The 17,504-nt window shown below is 63.6% G+C and carries 14 protein-coding genes; 5 read left to right on the plus strand and 9 right to left on the minus strand.

Annotated elements, in window-relative coordinates:
* Positions 1 to 67 precede the first annotated feature (67 nt).
* Entirely contained in the window at positions 68 to 253 is a 186-nt protein-coding gene (locus CSQ93_RS03195) for a hypothetical protein (RefSeq protein ID WP_099376727.1), read from the minus strand.
* A 195-nt stretch (positions 254 to 448) separates the two neighbouring features.
* Complete coding sequence (locus CSQ93_RS03200) at positions 449 to 640, minus strand: hypothetical protein (RefSeq protein WP_099376728.1); 192 nt, start codon at positions 638 to 640, stop codon at positions 449 to 451.
* 302 nt (positions 641 to 942) lie between these two features.
* On the opposite strand from CSQ93_RS03200, the gene CSQ93_RS03205 reads away from it, so the two are divergent.
* The 3 genes from CSQ93_RS03205 to CSQ93_RS03215 all read left to right on the plus strand — a co-directional run bounded on the left by CSQ93_RS03205 (position 943) and on the right by CSQ93_RS03215 (position 3,224).
* The gene (locus tag CSQ93_RS03205; RefSeq protein ID WP_099376729.1) at positions 943 to 1,323 is read left to right on the plus strand and encodes a hypothetical protein; all 381 of its coding nucleotides are present in this window, start codon (positions 943 to 945) and stop codon (positions 1,321 to 1,323) included.
* A gap of 7 nt (positions 1,324 to 1,330) precedes the next feature.
* Positions 1,331 to 1,660 (plus strand): immunity protein Imm33 domain-containing protein, encoded by a 330-nt coding sequence (locus CSQ93_RS03210; protein WP_099376730.1) that lies wholly within the window; start codon positions 1,331 to 1,333, stop codon positions 1,658 to 1,660.
* 85 nt (positions 1,661 to 1,745) lie between these two features.
* Positions 1,746 to 3,224, plus strand: a complete 1,479-nt coding sequence (locus CSQ93_RS03215; protein ID WP_199534237.1) for a serine hydrolase domain-containing protein — start codon at positions 1,746 to 1,748, stop codon at positions 3,222 to 3,224.
* Here the strand turns inward: CSQ93_RS03215 and CSQ93_RS03220 are convergent.
* Positions 3,221 to 3,796 carry a type 1 glutamine amidotransferase family protein gene (locus tag CSQ93_RS03220; protein WP_099376732.1) on the minus strand — a complete coding sequence of 192 codons (576 nt, stop codon included), beginning with the start codon at positions 3,794 to 3,796 and terminating at the stop codon, positions 3,221 to 3,223. The genes CSQ93_RS03215 and CSQ93_RS03220 overlap by 4 nt on opposite strands.
* Positions 3,797 to 3,975: 179 nt before the next feature.
* Between CSQ93_RS03220 and CSQ93_RS03225 the strand changes: the two genes are divergently transcribed.
* Positions 3,976 to 5,637 (plus strand): phosphoethanolamine transferase, encoded by a 1,662-nt coding sequence (locus tag CSQ93_RS03225; RefSeq protein WP_099376733.1) that lies wholly within the window; start codon positions 3,976 to 3,978, stop codon positions 5,635 to 5,637.
* A 78-nt stretch (positions 5,638 to 5,715) separates the two neighbouring features.
* On the opposite strand, the gene CSQ93_RS03230 is transcribed toward CSQ93_RS03225, so the two are convergent.
* Positions 5,716 to 6,489: a ferredoxin--NADP reductase gene (locus CSQ93_RS03230; RefSeq protein WP_058051074.1), complete on the minus strand. Its 774-nt coding sequence runs from the start codon at positions 6,487 to 6,489 to the stop codon at positions 5,716 to 5,718.
* Positions 6,490 to 6,722: 233 nt separating this feature from the next.
* A complete protein-coding gene (locus CSQ93_RS03235; protein ID WP_099376734.1) occupies positions 6,723 to 7,874 on the minus strand; it encodes an acyltransferase family protein in 1,152 nt (383 codons plus the stop codon).
* 252 nt (positions 7,875 to 8,126) lie between these two features.
* Here CSQ93_RS03235 and CSQ93_RS03240 point away from each other — a divergent pair, with 252 nt between their 5' ends.
* The gene (locus CSQ93_RS03240; protein ID WP_099376735.1) at positions 8,127 to 9,632 is read left to right on the plus strand and encodes a DASS family sodium-coupled anion symporter; all 1,506 of its coding nucleotides are present in this window, start codon (positions 8,127 to 8,129) and stop codon (positions 9,630 to 9,632) included.
* A gap of 13 nt (positions 9,633 to 9,645) precedes the next feature.
* Here the strand turns inward: CSQ93_RS03240 and CSQ93_RS03245 are convergent, their stop codons facing one another.
* The 4 genes from CSQ93_RS03245 to CSQ93_RS03260 are packed head-to-tail and all read right to left on the minus strand — an operon-like array spanning position 9,646 to position 17,417.
* Positions 9,646 to 10,020, minus strand: a complete 375-nt coding sequence (locus CSQ93_RS03245; RefSeq protein ID WP_099376736.1) for an oxidoreductase — start codon at positions 10,018 to 10,020, stop codon at positions 9,646 to 9,648.
* A 20-nt stretch (positions 10,021 to 10,040) separates the two neighbouring features.
* Positions 10,041 to 12,581 (minus strand): EAL domain-containing protein, encoded by a 2,541-nt coding sequence (locus CSQ93_RS03250; RefSeq protein ID WP_099376737.1) that lies wholly within the window; start codon positions 12,579 to 12,581, stop codon positions 10,041 to 10,043.
* The gene (locus CSQ93_RS03255) at positions 12,578 to 16,231 is read right to left on the minus strand and encodes a response regulator (protein WP_099376738.1); all 3,654 of its coding nucleotides are present in this window, start codon (positions 16,229 to 16,231) and stop codon (positions 12,578 to 12,580) included. The genes CSQ93_RS03250 and CSQ93_RS03255 overlap by 4 nt, the downstream gene beginning before the upstream one ends.
* Positions 16,232 to 16,259: 28 nt before the next feature.
* Positions 16,260 to 17,417: an ABC transporter substrate-binding protein gene (locus CSQ93_RS03260; RefSeq protein WP_233516020.1), complete on the minus strand. Its 1,158-nt coding sequence runs from the start codon at positions 17,415 to 17,417 to the stop codon at positions 16,260 to 16,262.
* Between the last annotated feature and the right edge of the window lie 87 nt (positions 17,418 to 17,504).

Genomic DNA, 17,504 nt, shown 5'->3' on the forward strand with positions numbered 1-17,504 from the left:
CCTGCAGTAGCGGAAAATCGGGAAGATGAAAAAGCCTTGCCGCGGCAAGGCTTTCAGCTGGAACGTATCAGCAGAACTCGCCGCCGTCACTCGAGCCGATGCGCGAATAGCGGTATTGCTCCTCGCTGTCGACCGCCGTGCAGCCGGCCACGGCGACACCGTCGCGCACCTTCCAGGGCGCGGGAAGGGCAGGCTTTTCCTGTTCCTTCTTTTCCGCCAGTTTGAATGCGAACAGCTTGGTTTCTTTGTGCATGGGAATATCCTATATGAATGGTTGCGATTTGATTTTTACCGGGAATGCCTGTTTAAAAAAGGAATCTCCAATTGGAAGGTGTTTATATATTCCCTGCGCGCAGAAAAGCCGCTCCGGAATTGGAGTCAGCGCCAGTTTGAATATAAGGGAATAGATGAAACCCCACGCCGGACGGGGGTTATGGCGTGCCAGTGATCAGCAATACTGGCCGCGGTCGTTTGGCTGGAAGCGCGAGGAATCGCGGTATTGCTCAGCTTCCACTGCGGTGCAGCCGGCCACGGCGACGCCGTCGCGCACCTTCCAGGCGGTGGCGGGCGCTACCAGTTTTTGTACCTGTTTTTCAGCCAGTTTGAATGCGAACAATTTGGAGTGGTTCTGTTTTTGCATTGTACTATCCTCTTGTGATGGTTAAGTACTGCTTGCGCTGTATGCCATGGTATATGGCCATTCGATATTAGCGCCTGAATAAATAAGCGTCAACTTGAAATCAATCGTATTCTCGATTATCTATTTTAAATACTCACCAAATATCACGCAGGCCATTTATTTTATTGCGGTGCGATAAATAATAAGGATGTCGATCTAAATGAGCGGCAGGGTGCTTGATTATTGCCAGCAAACGGATCGACCATACCCGCGGCGAGGCACTATAATGGCGCCTGTTGAATGGATAGGGCAGGACTCACCTTATGGAAATGGCCATCACAGACAGCTTGCGGCAGCTGGCATACGCGCAGGCCGCCGCGTTCGTACGGACACTCGACCGGCGCGATCCTGTTGCGCTGCAACGCGACTGGGGCCTGTCGCCCGGCGTGGCCGACGAGATCATCGAGATGCTCGACAGCTACTTTGTGGCCAACCAGGCGTTGTCCCTGACGCCGCTGGCGCAAGCCTTCGTGCCGGGCAAGGGTGGCCGCGCGGCCGTCGATGTGTATGCCACCGATGCCGGACCGCTGGGCCTGGAATGCCTGCTGCTGGCCGATGGCCAGCCGGGCGAAGCGACCTTGCACCTGGAAATGTCCGGCCACGACGGCGCGCTGCGCCTCCATTATCAATACATCGGATCCTGAGAACAGCATGAGCATACCGATCAGCAAAACACAGCAGCGCATCTGCGACAAATTCGGCTTGCCCGCGCAAGCACCGGAGCCCATGGTGGCCCTGGCCATCGGCAGCCTGGACCAGTCGCCCATCTATGGCACGCGCGTCGCGCTGCCGGAAAACGGCACCATCAGCTGGTTCATCCACTGCGGCGAACACGACGATGCCAGCGGCTTTTACCAGCCCCTGCATGCGGAACACTTGCACGACATGCTGCCGCAAGTGGTCGATTACCTGGCCTTGCCCAGCGGCGCCAGGTTCATCCTTGACCGCGAAGGCTACGAAGACGTGTGGCTGGAAGAGTGACTTTCTGACCGGCAAGATTGTCGTTGACGTTGATAAATAGGTATGGGATGCTGCGATTCCGTTTTCCACTGTCGAAAGCCGTATTTTGAACCCACGCTTCCCGTCTTTCCTGCTCGTCATGGCGCTTGCCGCCGTGGCTGCTCCCGTCACTGCAGCGGTCACTGCCGCTCCCGCCAACCAGCAGAAAGTGTCCAACGCGGAGCAGGAGGTTGCCGCCTTCCTGCGCAGCGAAATGCAGGAGCGCCAGATTCCTGGGCTGCAACTGGCGGTGATCCAGGGTGGCAAGGTGGTGTTGACGCGCAATTTCGGCCTGGCCAGCCTGCAATACCAGGTGCCCGTGACGGAGACGAGCCTGTTTTCCATCAATTCGGCAACGAAATCGTTTGCGGGTGTGGCCGTGATGCAGCTGGTGCAGGAGGGCAAGATCGACCTGGCGGCGCCCATCGGCGAATACCTGACGGGGCTCCCGCCAGCCTGGCAAGCCGTGACGGTGACGCAACTGCTCAACCATACCTCGGGCTTGCCCGATGTGCTGGACCAGCGCAGCGGCAAGCTGGTGGGGCCGCTGCCGGACGATGGCGCTGCGGCGTGGACTGCCGTGCAGGCGCTGCCCGTGGAAGCTCAGCCAGGAGAGCGCTTCCGCTATAACCAGACCAATTACGTGTTGTTGGCGCAATTGATCGAGCGGCAAGGCGGCCAGCCCTTTACCACTTTCATCCAGCGCCGGCAGTTCGACGTGGCCGGCATGCGGCACAGTGGCTTTGGCGACGCGAAGGACGTGGTCGCCAACAAGGCCAGTTCCTACGTACTGGACCGGGGAGGCAAGGGTTACCGCAACGTGATCGAGGATTTCCCCGTCTTCATGCGCGCCGGGGCCGGTATCAACAGCAATGTGGGTGAACTGGCGAACTGGCTCATCGCGCTGCAGTCGGGACGCTTGCTGGCGCCCGCCGGTGTGGAACGGCTGTGGCAGCCGACCAGCTTAAGTGACGGCAAGCCGGCGCCGTGGGCGCTGGGCTGGCCCAGCATCGGCCGCAGTGAGCACCGCGCCGTGGCCGGCATCGGCGGCGCCCGCTCGGCCTTTTATGTGTATCCGGACGATGGCCTGGCCGTCATTATCCTCAGCAACCTGGCCGGCGCCCAGCCGGAGCAGCTGATCGATACTATCGCAAGCTTCTACATTCCCGGCCTGCGCCAGCAGCGCGGCGGCGCGTATGCGGCCCACCTGCTGCGCAAGCAGGCGGCCATTGACGGTTTTGACGGGCTGGACAAGAAACTGACGGCCATCCGGCGCCAGCACGGGCTGTCGGAACCCACGGAAGACGACTTGAATGCCTGGGGTTACCGCCTGCTGGGACGGCAGCAAGCGAAGCAGGCGGCGGCCGTCTTCCAGCTGGGCGTACAACTGTACCCGCAAGGGGCGAATGGCCACGACAGCCTGGCCGAAGCGTACGAGGCGGACGGCGCGAAGGCGCAGGCCATCACGCATTATCGCCGTTCGCTGGAACTGGATCCGGGCAACACGCACGCCGTGGCGCGCCTGCGCGCGCTGGGCGTCAATTAGCCGGCAGTCTTGCCGTGCTCGGCCCCGTGCATGGCCAGGTAGGCGGCCAGGTTGTCATCGGCGATGCCCAGGGCGCGCAAGACTTCCGCCGTGAAACTGACGGGCGCCGTGCCGGGCGCCGTGATGACGCGCTGGTCGGCCACGGCCCACGGCACATCCTGGTAGAGGGCGGCGCCCGCATAGCCGGTTGCCGTCAGGTTGTCGGCGGAATTGGAGGTGTGGCGTACGGTGTCGAGCACGCCAGCCTGCGCCAGCACGCGCGTGCCGTCGCAAATGCCGGCCAGCACGATATTCTTGTCGCGGGCGGCGCGCAGCAACGGGCCCAGGTCGGGCGCCTTGCCGCTTTGCCAGTGGCTGCCGCCACACACCATCAGCAAGTCGAGTTCATCGAGCACAATTTCTTCCAGCGCCAGTTGCGGCGTGACCAGCATGCCGCCGGACGAGGTGACGGGCAAGCCGCCCGGCGTGGCGAACTGCGTGTAAAAGCCGTAATACAGGCGCGCCGTGGAATTGAGCAGGGCGGTTTCCCAATCGGCAAAGTTCTCGGTCAGTATGGTGATGGCACGTGTCATGAAAAGTCCTGTCGCTGGTGGAGATATCAATAGTAATACAGGCTCGTTGGCCTGCTGGTGCCGAAATCATAATAAAAAGCACTGACAATTTCTGTCAGGAGCGCGCAGGAAATAATGGTACAAGTTGCAACGGACTGCGCTACAATCGCTGGCCCGTCGCACGGGCATGTCTCCCTTGAATGCCTACTATCTATCGCCCCATGCTGATTCTGTTTTGCCGTGTCCTGTTCAGCATTGCTGGCCTGCTGCTGTTCTTCCTCTTCGATCAGTTAAGCGCGAACGAATGCCTGAAATTGAGCGTGTTACTCGCGGCCTTCCTGCTGGGCGTGGGCGGCGTGCTGCATGCGTGGCGCCGCAGCCCGAGCGCGATCTCCGTGCTGGTGCGCGTCGTCGTGCCCGTGTTTTACCTCGATGCCGCCATCAAGGGCTTCTTGCGTGGCTATTTTGGCATGCGGCCGAATCCAAATGCCGTTTTACAGGCGATGTTTGCGACAGATCAAGCCGAAACGGGCGAGTTTTTGCTGCACAACAGCGTTGCCCTGGCGCAAGCAGCCGGCTGCTTTGTGCTCGTGACGGCGGCGGTGCTGCTGGCCGACCGCCAGTTGCAGCGCTGGCACGCTGCGCGCGCCGTTGCGGCGCCGGGCCTGCCGCAAAAATGCCTGGCCGCCAGCATGGCCGTCTTTCTCGTGCTGCTGCACGTCAACACCACCATGCGGCGCGAAAATCCGGCCCTGTTCTGGCCGCTGCGCTATCAGCAGTACAGCGCGCAGCTGCAAGCGATGCAATCGATGCAGCACGCGCTGACGGCGGCCATGTCCGCGCCGCGCGACTGGGATGTACGCTACGCAGGCGAGGATGCCCGCACCGTCATCTTGGTGATCGGCGAGAGCACCAACCGCGCCTCGATGTCGCTGTATGGCTATCCGCGCGCCACCACGCCCCAGCTCGACGCCATGCGCTCGAAGCTGCTGGTATTCAATGACGTGATTTCGCCGGCCGCCAGCACGGTGGAATCGATGATGACGATGCTGACGCCCGCCGATATCGGCAACCCCGACGCGTGGATGGCCAAGCCGAACTTGCTGATGCTGGCCGAGGCGGCCGGCTACAAGACGTTCTGGGTGTCGAACCAGACGCGCAACGATGGCTGGATCGGGCTGCTGGCGGGCGAGGCCGATGAGAGCGACTTCATCAACTATGGCACTGGTCGCGGCGAAAACAATTTTGATGGCAACCTGTTCCAGCCCTTCGCCCATGCGCTGCGCGACGAGGCGCCGAAAAAGCTTATCGTCGTGCATTTGCTGGGCGCCCATCCCAGCTACGACATGCGCTACCCGAGCCGCTTCGCGCATTTCGACCGGGCGCACGACGCCGTCAGCGCGCAGATGGAACACCAGGGCAGGTCAAGCTGGATACGCAACCAGCGCGACGAGTACGACAACGCCATCCGCTATGGCGATTATGTGCTGGGCACCCTGATCGGCATGACGGAAAAGGCCAAGACCGACCGCGCCGCCTCGCTGCTGTTCGTTTCCGACCACGGGCAGGAAGTGGGCTACAGCCGCAATCACGCGGGCCATTCCGCCTCGGACAAGAGCGGCTATGAAATTCCCATGCTGATCTGGGACAACCAGCAAGCGCCGCAATCGGCGGCCGTCCGCGCCGCGCTGGAAAACCGGCCATACCAAACGGACAAGCTCGATGCGACCGTGCTGGGCTTGCTGAAGATCGAAACGCGCTATTACGCAGCGCAGGACGATATCCTCAGCAGCGCCTTTTTGCCCGTACAGCGCTTCATGAATGGCTTGCGCTACCAGCGCGCCGCGCCGCTGGCCCGCTGACGCCGCAATGCAAAGGCCCGACGCCGCCGCAGAAAGCGGCGGGGCCGGGCCCCTGGGGTGTTGCGGATGCCTTGCGGATTACTTCTCGGCGAACGCGCGCTCGACCACGAAGTCACCAGGCGTCGAGGTATTGCCTTCCTTGAAGCCACGCGCTTCCAGCATTTCCTTCAGGTCGCGCAGCATTTCCGAGCTGCCGCAGATCATGACGCGGTCTTCGGCCGGATTGAGTGCCGGCACGCCCAGATCTTCGGCCAGCTTGCCGTTCTCGATCAGTTCGGTGATGCGGCCCATGTTGCGGAAGTCTTCGCGCGTCACGGTCGGGTAGTAGCGCAGCTTGTCGCTGACCATTTCGCCCAGGAATTCATGCTTCGGCAAATGCTCTTCCAGCAAGTCGTGGTAAGCCAGTTCATCGACCTGGCGCACGCCGTGCACGAGGATCAGCTGGTCGAAGCGCTCGTAGATGTCCGGATCGCGCACGATGCTGAGGAATGGCGCCAGGCCGGTGCCCGTCGACAGCATGTACAGGCGCTTGCCTGGCAGCAGGTAGTCGGACACCAGGGTGCCCGTCGGCTTGCGGCCGACGATGACGGTGTCGCCCACTTGCAAATGTTGCAAACGCGACGTCAAAGGACCGCCTGGTACCTTGATGCTGAAAAATTCCAGGTGGTCTTCGTAATTGGCGCTGGCGATACTGTAGGCACGCAGCAGGGGCTTGCCATCGACGCGCAGGCCGATCATGGTGAAGTGACCATTCGAGAAACGCAGCGATGGGTCGCGCGTGGTGGTAAAGGAGAACAGGGTATCCGTCCAGTGGTGCACGCTTAAAACGCGCTCTTCATTCATCGAACTCATAGTATTTGTTGGCTGGTCAAAAAAATGGTTAGTTGCTGGCAACTGCTGGCAAAAGTGAAACCCTGTGTAGGCCCAGACGCTATTGTACCGGCCTCCACACGAAATTGTTACCGTCTATCGCCGCCAATGCTGCCGCACACGGTGCCAACATTATAGTGCGGATGGCAAGATCGGGCTGGATTTCGCCCGGAAACGGGCTGTGGGCATGCGGACTCTTGACCTGGCTCAGTTTTTCAAGGCGCCGCGCCAGGGTTGCCGCCAGCGCATGCCGGCGCGGCCGTGGCGGCGCCCCGGAAGCGCCGGCGCAGGGCAGCATTGGCCGGGTCGGACACGTAGCGGGCCACGAGGGCGGCCGCCAGCGCCGTCGCGGCCAGGAACAGCGCCAGCCACGGCAGCCGTTCCGCGTAGCCCAGGCCCGCCTTGTCGACCACATTGCGCATGCCGGCCAGCACGATGATATGGAACAAATACAGCTCATAGCTGTGCCGTCCCAGCCATTGCAGCGGGCCGGAGCGGCCCTGGCCCGCCGTCTGGCCCGCCGTGGCGCCCACGATGTAGGCTGCGCCAGCCACGGCGATCCACGTAAAACCGAATACCTCATGGCCACCGATGCCGCGCACGTACAGGGCCGCCAGGACCAGGCCCGCTGTCCAGCGCAAGAATCGCCCGGCCCGCGCACCTGGTTGCCAGCGTTGCGTCAGCAGGGCCGTCAGGCAACCGATGGCGATGGCGTCGAAGCAGGCAAAGTAGCCGTACATGAAGTAAATCTCGTTGTCCGCATGCAGGCTGCGGTACACGGGGCCGGCGACGATGGCAGCGCCGCACAGCAGCGTGATCCAGTGCCGTCGGCGCAGCAGGCGGCACGACAGGGGCAGCAGCAGATAAAACATTTCTTCGACCGATAGCGACCAGTACACGTTCAGGCAGTAATTGAAATAGCCGGCGCTTTGCATCAGCACGTTGTGCCAGAAGGTCAGGATGGAAGCGATGGCGATGACGAAGTAACTGGCGGGCAAGTCCTTGCCGCCATCGGAATTGGCAAAGAAGGGCACGTCGAGCACCCCCAGCAATACGATGATGGACAGGGCCAGCAGCAGCGCGGGCAGCAGGCGGGTGATGCGGTAGACATAGAACGCCGCCAGGTCGATGCGCGCCAGGTCACCCCAGCGCCGCAGCGAGGTCGATGTGATCAAATAGCCGGAAATGACGAAAAACATGGTCACGCCGTAATTGCCCTGGTAGGCGGCTTTCAATAGCCAAGTCGGCAGAACGCCGAGCGGGCTGTTCTTCAAGCCGTAGGCCAGGGCGAAGTGCAATGCCAGCACGCACAGGATGGCGGCGCCGCGCAGGGCGTCGATGTGATTGTTGCGGGTATGCAATGGCATCCTCGTGGGGGCGGGCGGCAGGAAGGGCGATTATGTGAGAGATGCCGCGCGCAGGTCAACGATTTTGCAATTGCCGGCAAAGGCGCGCCGAATGGAGCAGGAGACGGGCAGTCTTGCGTGTATGATATTGCCGAACAGAATTGTTGGGCATCTGTCATCTTGCGGGCGCGCTTCTTGTGCCTGCCAGCCCATGAATCTGCGTGCACGATTCCTGCCGCCACGATGCCCGACCCACAGCGAAAGGTAATAAAGATGTATAAAACAGTGCGCGACCTGTTCCTGCATTTCAAGGAAGCCGTCCCATTCCGCCTCGTCCCCGCCCTGATCTGCACGATCTTGCTGGTGAGCATGCTATTGCTGCCGGCGCCCGATGGCTTGACGCCCAAGGCCTGGGGCCTGGTGGCGATCTTCCTCACCACGATTTTGGCGATCATATTAAAAGTCATGCCGATCGGCGTGATGGCCATGATGGCCATCGTCATCGTGTCGCTGTCGCAAGTGACGTCGACCTCGTCCAAGGGCGCCATCACGGATGCGCTCAGCAGTTTCTCGAATCCCCTGATCTGGCTGATCGTCGTGGCAATCCTGATTTCGCGCGGCCTGAAAAAGACGGGATTGGGCAGCCGCATCGGCCTGCTGTTCATCTCGCTGCTCGGCAAGCGCACCATGGGCATCGGCTATGGCCTGGCCATCTGCGAACTGGTGCTGGCGCCATTTACGCCAAGTAACACGGCACGCGGCGGCGGCATCGTCCATCCTGTCATGAAATCGATCGCCAACGCCTTCGATTCGGACCCGGCCAAGGGCACGGAAAAGAAGGTCGGCACCTACCTGGCCCTCGTCAACTACCACGCCAATCCCATCACGTCTGCCATGTTCCTGACGGCCACGGCGCCCAATCCGCTGGTGGTCGACTTCGTGGCCAAGGCCAGCGGCCAGAGTTTCCACCTGACATGGACGACCTGGGCCCTGTGCATGCTGCTGCCGGGCCTGGTCTGCCTGCTGGTGATGCCGCTGATTATCTACTGGCTGTCGCCGCCGGAACTGAAAGCCACGCCGGACGCCGTCACCTACGCCAAGGCGGAGCTGAAAAGCATGGGCCTGCTGTCGCCGTCGGAAAAAGTCATGCTGGGCACCTTCGCCTTGCTGCTCTTGCTGTGGGCCAACGTGCCTGCCATGCTGTTCGGCCCCGCGTTTTCGCTCGATGCGACGGTGGTCGCCTTTGTCGGCTTGTTCGTGCTGATCATTACCGGCACCATCGACTGGGATGACGTCTTGTCGGAAAAGAGCGCCTGGGACACCCTCGTGTGGTTCGGCGCGCTCGTCATGATGGCCGAGCAACTGAACAAGACGGGCGTGATAGCCTGGTTCTCGGCCGGCATGAAGGCGGCGATTGTCGCCAGCGGCATGGACTGGCTGCCGATCGCCGGCGTCCTGGTGCTGGTGTTTGTCTTTTCGCATTATTTCTTCGCCAGCACGACGGCCCACATCAGCGCCATGCTGCTGGCCTTCCTGACGGTGGGCCTGCACCTGATCCCGGCCGAATACCACGTGCCCTTCATGCTGATGATGACGGCCGGCTCGGCCATCATGATGACCCTGACCCACTATGCGACGGGCACCTCGCCCATCATCTTCGGCAGCGGCTTCGTGACCATGGGCAACTGGTGGCGCGTCGGCTTCATCATGTGCGTAGTGGAACTGTTGATCTTTGCCGTCGTCGGCACGACCTGGTGGAAGGTGCTGGGCTACTGGTAAAGCAGGCGGCTCGTCACGGCAGCTGGCCGCGCACGACGTGCAGCAGATATTCGCGCGCGGCAGCCCGTTCCATGCCTTTTTCCATCAGCAGCGGCAACAGGCGCGCAAACAGCTGGCGCCGCTCCTGGCTGGCCTCGGAGGTGCTGCGCCGGTCCGAAAAGAAATCCATCAGGGTCGAACCGCACAGGCAATTGCGGTAGACCTCGACGATGGCCACGTTGTTATCGTCGAAGCTTTGTTTCAGCCCGGAGACATTCTGGCGCATCGCCTGCGTCTGCCCGATGAATTCGTCCGCCGTGGCGAAGACGCGCCCGCAACAGGCGCAATGCTTGGGAAAGGCGGCTTCGGCCAGGGCGCGCAAGCCTTCGAAGAACAACTGATCCGGCATGCTGACTCCTGGTGGCGCGCCTAGGCGGCGCGGTTGCTGATCTCGATGCCATGCGGCCCCATTGGCGGGCGCTGCACGCCCGATTCGAAGCGCACGAAGGCTTCGCGCAGATGCTCTTTCAGCAGGGTCTCGTCCCAGGGTTTGGTGATGAACTTGTACACGGAGCCTTCGTTGATGGCTGCCGTGACCGAATGCAATTCAGGGTAGCCGGACAACATCACGCGCACGATCTCCGGATAGATGCCCTTGATGCGACGCAGGAGCTCGTTGCCGGACATGCCCGGCATGCGCGCATCCGTGAGGATCACGCCCACGGCGTGGGCGGCCACCAGTTCCAGCGCTTCCTGCGGCTTGCTGGTGCTGAGTATCTGGTAGCCCTCCTTGCGCAGCGAGCGGCGCAGGGCGGACAGGATATGTTCCTCGTCGTCCACCAGCAGCAGCACGCGCTGCGGCGTTTCGGCATGGCAGCTGTCGGGCGGCAAATGGGTGCCAGCATGCAACATCTGATCCATCTCGGCACCGGGCAGCGGGCGGCTGAAGTAATAGCCTTGCATGGCGTCACAGTGGTTGGTATTGAGAAATCCCAATTGCCCCTCCGTTTCCACGCCCTCGGCCACGGTGGTCATGTGCAGCGACTTGGCCATGGCGATGATGGAGCGGGTCAGCGACGCGCCATCCACGCTGTCGGTCACGTCGCGGATGAACGATTGATCGATCTTGACCACGTCGATGGGGAACTGCTTAAGGTAGGACAGGCTGGAATAGCCGGTGCCGAAGTCGTCCAGCGACAAGGTGACGCCGATTTCCTTCAACTGTTCCAGCGCCTTCACCACGAGGTCGCGGTTTTGCATCAGCACGCTCTCCGTCAGCTCCAGTTCCAGGCAATCTGCCGGCACGCCGCTGTCGGCCAGCACTTCGCGCACCAGTGCCGGCATGTCGACCTGGCGGAATTGGCGCGCCGACACGTTGACCGCCATCGTCAGGTGCGTAAAGCCGTAGGCGTGCCAGACGCCCAGTTGCGCGCAAGCCGTGCGCAGCACCCATTCGCCGATGGGTACGATCATGCCCGTTTCCTCGGCCAGGGGAATGAAGCGGTCCGGCGGCACCAGGCCGATGCCGTCGCGGCGCCAGCGCAGCAGCGCTTCCATGCCATAAATCTTGCCGCTGGTAAGGTCGACCTTGGGCTGGTAGTGCAGTTCCAGCTCGCCCAGCGCCAGCGCCTGGTGCAGCGCGTGTTCGATTTCGGCCCGCTCTTCCACCAGCACGCCCATCTTGTGGTTGTAGAACTGGTAGCCGTTGCGGCCCTTGTCCTTGGCGCTGTAGAGGGCCGCATCGGCCGTCTTGAGCAGCATGTCGCCGCTGTCGCCGTCGGAGGGAAACACGCTGGCGCCGATGCTGGTGCTGACGTGCAGGGTATGTTCGCCCAGTACGAAAGGATCGTCGAACATCGCCAGCACTTTCTTCACGATCTGTTCGGCCGTCTCGAGGTCGGGCAGGTCCGTCAGCAGGATGACGAATTCGTCGCCGCCCTGGCGGGCCACGGTGTCGCCTTCGCGCACCGCCAGCTTCAGCCGCCGGGCCACTTCCTGCAGCAGCGCATCGCCCACCGGGTGGCCATAGCTGTCGTTGACGAACTTGAAACGGTCGAGGTCCAGCATCAGGGTGGCCAGGTGCAGGCGGGTGCGGCGGGCATGGACGATGGCCTGGCCGATGCGGTCGTTCAGCAACTGGCGGTTGGGCAAGTCTGTCAGCGCGTCGTGGTTGGCCAGGTATTCGATGCGCAATTCCTGCAGCTTGCGTTCCGTGATGTCCTGCACGGTGCCGCGCATCAGCAGCACCTCGCGGCCTTCACGCACGGCTTCGGCCTGGTGAAAGACGATGCACTCGCCGCCGTCCGGCTGCAGCACCTTGTGTTCCAGTCCGTAGCTGGTGCCGTTCGCATGCAGTTCCATGAAGGCATCGAGCAGCAGGGGCCGCTGGTCTTCCGGCAGGCATTGCAGCAGGCGGTCGAAACTGGTGGGGCCGGAATTGGCGTCCAGGCCCAGGATGCGCAACAGTTCCGGCGACCAGTAGCCGTCGCCGCCGGCGATCCGGTATTCCCAGTTGCCGAGGCGGGCCAGCGCCTGCGCGTGGCTGAGGCTTTCCTGGATGCGGCTCAACTCGGTGAGCGCGCTGCTGGCCCGCAGCAGGTAGCGCAGCCGGTGCGCCAGCAGCCGCCATTGCATCGGCTTGGAAATGAAGTCGCTGGCGCCCGCTTCCAGCGCCTGCTTGATGGAGTCGTCGTCGTCGTTGCCGGTCAGTACGACGATGGGCACGTGCGCGCCGCCGGGCAAGCGGCGCAGCTGGGCGCAGCATTCGAAGCCGCTCATGCCGGGCATGGCGACGTCGAGCAGGATCAGGTCGGGCACGCCGCGCTGGAAGGCGGCCAGCGCTTCCAGGCCGCTGGCCGCTTCCTCGATGCGGAAGCCTTCCGGTTCCAGCGCTTCCGTCACCAGGATGCGCGTCATGGTGTCATCATCGACCACCAGGACCAGTGCTTGCAGGGGCAGTGCGGTATTCATAGGGCTTCCTTCTCAAGGGCCAGGGCGGCGAGGACACGGTCGAGTTCTTGCTGGATGCCGCGGATATGCTGCAGTGCGCTGCCGACATCATTGCCGCGCGCGTATTGTTCGATTTCACGGCAGGTGGCCGACAAGCCCAGCGCGCCCACGTTGGCGCAGCTGGACTTGAGCGTGTGCGCCGCCAGCTGCAGGGCAGCGGCGTCACTGGCCTCGGCGGCCACTTCCAGCTGGCCCAGCAGGCGCGGGGCGTCGCTGTAGAACAGGTCGATGATGCGGCCCAGTACGTCGGGACGGCCGGGACGCCGCATGGCGCGCAGGTTTTGCAGGGCGGCGGCGTCGAGGATGGAGGCCGATTTCGCCGGCGCCGGAGTCGCTTCCATCGTCACTACCGTTTCCGCAGCCGCCGGCACGGCGGGCGCCGGGTGCCAGCGGGCCAGCACGGCCAGCAGGGCGGCGCGCGTGTACGGCTTGGCGAGGTAGTCGTCCATGCCCGCGTCCAGGCACAGTTCGCGGTCGCCGAGGATGGCATTGGCCGTCAGGGCAATGATGGGCGTGCGGTGACGGCCCTGCTGGGTTTCCATGCGGCGCAACTGCCGGGTCGCTTCGAAACCGTCCATTTCCGGCATCTGGCAATCCATCAGGATCACGTCGAACGGGTGACGTTCCCACAGGGCCAGCGCGCGCCGCCCGTTGTCGGCCGGCATGGCTTCGTAGCCGCTATCTTCCAGCATAGCCAGGGCGATTTCCTGGTTGATCGCATTGTCTTCCACCAGCAGCATGCGCAGCGGCGCCTGGCCTGCGGGTGCGCTGTCCGGCGCAGCGGGCAGGGCAGGCGCCGCTGGCGGCGTCGGCGCCAAGGTGCCGAAGCCGCAGACGGCTTCGATGCAGTGACGCAGTTCCAGCGCCCGCACGGGCTTGGTCAGGCAGTATTCCACCCCCAGCGCCGTGACCAGGCGCAGGTCGGCTGAGGCATCGAGTGAACTGAGCATGATGATTTTCAGCGCCACCATGCCGGCGTCGGCCTTGATCGCCCGCACCAGTTCGGCACCGTCCATGACGGGCATGCGCATGTCGATGATGGCCAGGTCGAACGGGCGCCCGCCGCGCAGCGCGCCTTGCAGCAGGCCCAGCGCTTCGGCGCCGTCGGCGGCGCTGGCGGCGGCCATCTGCCACTCGATCGCGTGCTGCAGCAGGATGCTGCGGTTGGTGGCATTGTCGTCCACGATCAGCACGTGCAAGGCATCGAGCGATACGCGCGGCGGCGGCGCCGGCGGCGCGTCTTCGGGCGCTACACTGCCCACGACGACGGTGACGGCGAAGCTGGACCCCTGGCCCGCCACGGATTTCAGCACAATGTTGCCACCCATCATCTCCGCCAGTTGCTTGATGATGGCCAGTCCCAGTCCCGTGCCGCCATACTTGCGCGAGGTGGTGCTGTCGGCCTGGCGGAAGGGCTGGAAGACGGCCGCAGCCGCTTCCGGCGCCATGCCGATGCCCGTGTCGCTCACTTCCAGCCGGATCTGGCCGGCAACGGGACAGCTGACGTCGACGGAAATCTCGCCCCGCTCGGTGAACTTGGTGGCGTTGTTGAGCAAATTGGTAAGGATCTGGCGCAGGCGCACGGGGTCGCCGCGCACGTGCTGCGGCACGTCGGAGGCGATGCGGCAGGTAAATTCGATGGCCTTGCGATGGATGCCGTTGGCAAACAGCGCCACCACATCGTCGATCACCTGGCGCAGGTCGAAGGGGATATGTTCGAGCACCAGCTTGCCCGCCTCGATCTTGGAAAAGTCGAGGATGTCGTCGATGATGCTCAGCAAGCTTTCGCCCGAACGGTGTACCGTGTGCACGAAACGCTGCTGCTTGGGACTCAGTTCTGTGCGCTGCAGCAACTCCGTCATGCCCAGCACACCATTCATCGGCGTACGGATTTCGTGGCTCATCTTGGCCAGGAATTCCGACTTGGCGCGGTTCGCGGCGTCGGCCTCGCCCTTGGCCTGCTTGAGCGCCAGGTCGCGCTGTTCAACGTGCTCCAGCATGCCGTTAAATCCCAGGATCAATTGCCCCAGTTCATCGCTGCCGTGCTGCGCCACGCGTACCGACAGCGCCTTGCCGTCGCGGATATGCGCGATGGCGTAGGACAGGCGCGCCAGCGGCCTGGCGATGGAAGCGCTGATCAGCCCGGTGATGGCCACGCAGGCCAGCAGCAGCACCAGGGCGATGCCGAGGATCAGCACGAAGGCATGGCGCACGCCCTCGCGCACCTGGGTCACCGCGTCCTGCTGCTGGCCCGTGATGCGCGCCACCTGCTGCGCGGAATAGGCGGCCTGTTCGCGCTCGAAGGCGCGCACGTGGTCGATGACCTCATCCAGCGCCGTCTGGCTGTCCAGCACGCTGCCCTTGGCTTGCACCAGCCGCTGTCCCGAGCGCTCCACCGCATCGAGATGGGTGTTGACGCCGCGCGTTTCGGCCAGCAAGTCCAGCTGGCCTATGCTTTGCAGCAAGGTCTGCATGGTGGCCATGTCGCGCTGCAGGGCGCTGATGCGCTGCGCGATATCGTGGCCCAGGCGCGTGACATCGCCGGCTGCCGTGGCCAGCATGACTTCGCCCACGTCGATGCTGATGGCGTCGACGGCCAGGTTGATTTCGCCGCTGGCATCCTCGATGCGGGCCGAGGTGTGCATGTAGCGGCCGGCCTCCGCCAGCCGGTCGCGTCCGATGGCCAGCTGCAGTTCGATGGGATCGAGCTCCTCGGCCAGGCGCAGGTGGGCGCTGGCCAGCGCGGTGCTGGTTTGCTCCTTGAGGGCGGCGTAGGCCGCCTGCTGCGCCGCGCTGGCGCCGCCCTCGGCCAGCAGCCCCGCACGCAGGGCCAGCAAGCCGGCGGCGGGATCGAGCATCTGGCGCGCCGTGGCCAGCAGTTTCGCCCGCAGCGCCTGCTGGGCCGGACTGATGTCGCGCTCGCTGCTTCCCGCCAGGCGCGCGACGGCCGCCGTCAGCCGTTCGCGCAAGGGCGCGATGCGGAAACGGTTTTTCACAGCCTCCGTTTCGGCCAGCGCAATCTGCATGTCGTGGATGCTCTTGCGCAAATCGGTCAGGTAGCGGGCGTTCTGGTTCAGGCGCTGGCTTTCCAGCTGCACCTCGGCGGCCGTGGCCTGGGCCTGGCTGTCGACCAGGCGGATCTTGCTGCGCGCACCCTTGGCGGCGGCCTTGATCTGCGCCAGCACTTGCCGCATCTCCGTCGCCTGGGCCTTGTAATAGGCTTCGTTTTCCAGGCGTTTGCGCACGGCGACGCGCATGCGCTGGAATTCCTGTTCGAAGGCCGAGTGATAGCGGGGCGTTTGCGACTCGCCGTGGCGCCGCAAGTCCTGGCTGATGCTCTCGGCGGCCTGGATACTGGCGACGATCTTGCTTGATACCTGCTCCAGCTGCGCCAGGTCTTCCGCCTTGCCCAGTTCGAAAAAATCCGACGTCATATCCTGCACGGTATAGCGCAGGCGCAACACGTCCGTGTACAGCGGCACGGTCTGGTCGGTCAAGCCGTGCACATGCGTTTCGATGCCTTTCACCAGCAGCAGGCCGGCCGCCGCCATGGCCGCCACGCCCGCCAGCAGCACGCTGGTACTGATGATCAGCTTGGTCCTGATTTTCATGCCAGGCTCCAGGGGAGGGAGGCGCGCATCACTTCGCGCCAGGCGCCGGCTCGGCCGGAACGATCCTGCCGTCGGCGATGCGGGTCAGGAAGACGGCCGTCGACGCCTGGTGGTCGCCTGGCCGCAGCGTCACCCGCAAGCCGCCCAGATCGAGCCGGTCGAACGTTTCGAAACTCTGGATCAGGCGCTCGCGCGTGAGGTCGGCGCCAGCGCGGCGCAGCGCCGCCACCATCAACGTGGCCGAGATGCAGCCTTCGAAACTGACGAAAGACAGTGTGGCCGCCGGCACGTGCCTGGCCAGCAGCGCGGCGCAGTCGGCGGCGATGGGCAGCTGGCGCTCCTCCGGCAGCGGCACCACCTGCGAGATGACGATGTTGTCGCCTGCCTTGCCCAGCAGTTGCAGCAGGCTGTCCGTGCCGACAAAGGACACCGTGGCCAGGGCCGCCTTCAGCCCGGCCTGGCTCGCCTCGCGCACGAATGCCGCCACCGGCGTGTAGGGCCCGGCCATGATCACGGCTTGCAGCTCATGCCCGATCAGGGCCGCCAGTCCCGCCTTGACGGCCGTCGTGCCGCGCTGGAAGGAACCCTTGGCAACGAGTTCCATGCCACGCCGTTGCAGGGCGCGCACGGTGCCGTCGAGCACGGCATTGCCGAAACCGTCATCCTGGTACAGGACGCCAAAGCGTTTGACGCCGCGGCTGGTGAAATACTCCACCAGCGCATCGGACTCGTCGTCATAACTGGCGCGGAAGTTGATGATTTCATGCACCACGGGGTGGCGCAAGGTCATCGCGCCCGTAAACGCGCCCACCAGCGGCACTTTCATTTCCTGGACGATCGGTATGACGGCGTTGGTGGTGGGCGTGCCCACGTTGCCGAACAGGGCGAACACCTGTTTTTCCTCGATCAGCCTGAGCGTTTCGCTGATGGCGCGGTCCGGATCGTAGCCGTCGTCGGCGACCACCAGCTCGATGCTGCGGCCATGGATGCCGCCGCGCAGGTTTGCTTCCTGGAACACGGCCGTCGCGCCGTCGAGCATGGCCCGCCCCAGCCCCGATGCCGCCCCCGTTTGCGCATTGACCATGCCCAGCCGGACTTGCGTATCGGTGACACCCGGTTCGGCGGCGTGGACCATGCCGGCCACGAGGGTGATAGCGAGCCAGCAGCATTCCGGGAAAACGCGCATGAGCTACCTTTATGGAGGTTGACCGGTATCAAGAGGCACAGGGTTGACAACGAGTATGGAGTAAATTGCCAACAAAAAACTCACACA

Origin of the sequence: Janthinobacterium sp. BJB426 (genome assembly GCF_002735705.1) — a bacterium.
GTDB lineage: Bacteria > Pseudomonadota > Gammaproteobacteria > Burkholderiales > Burkholderiaceae_D > Janthinobacterium.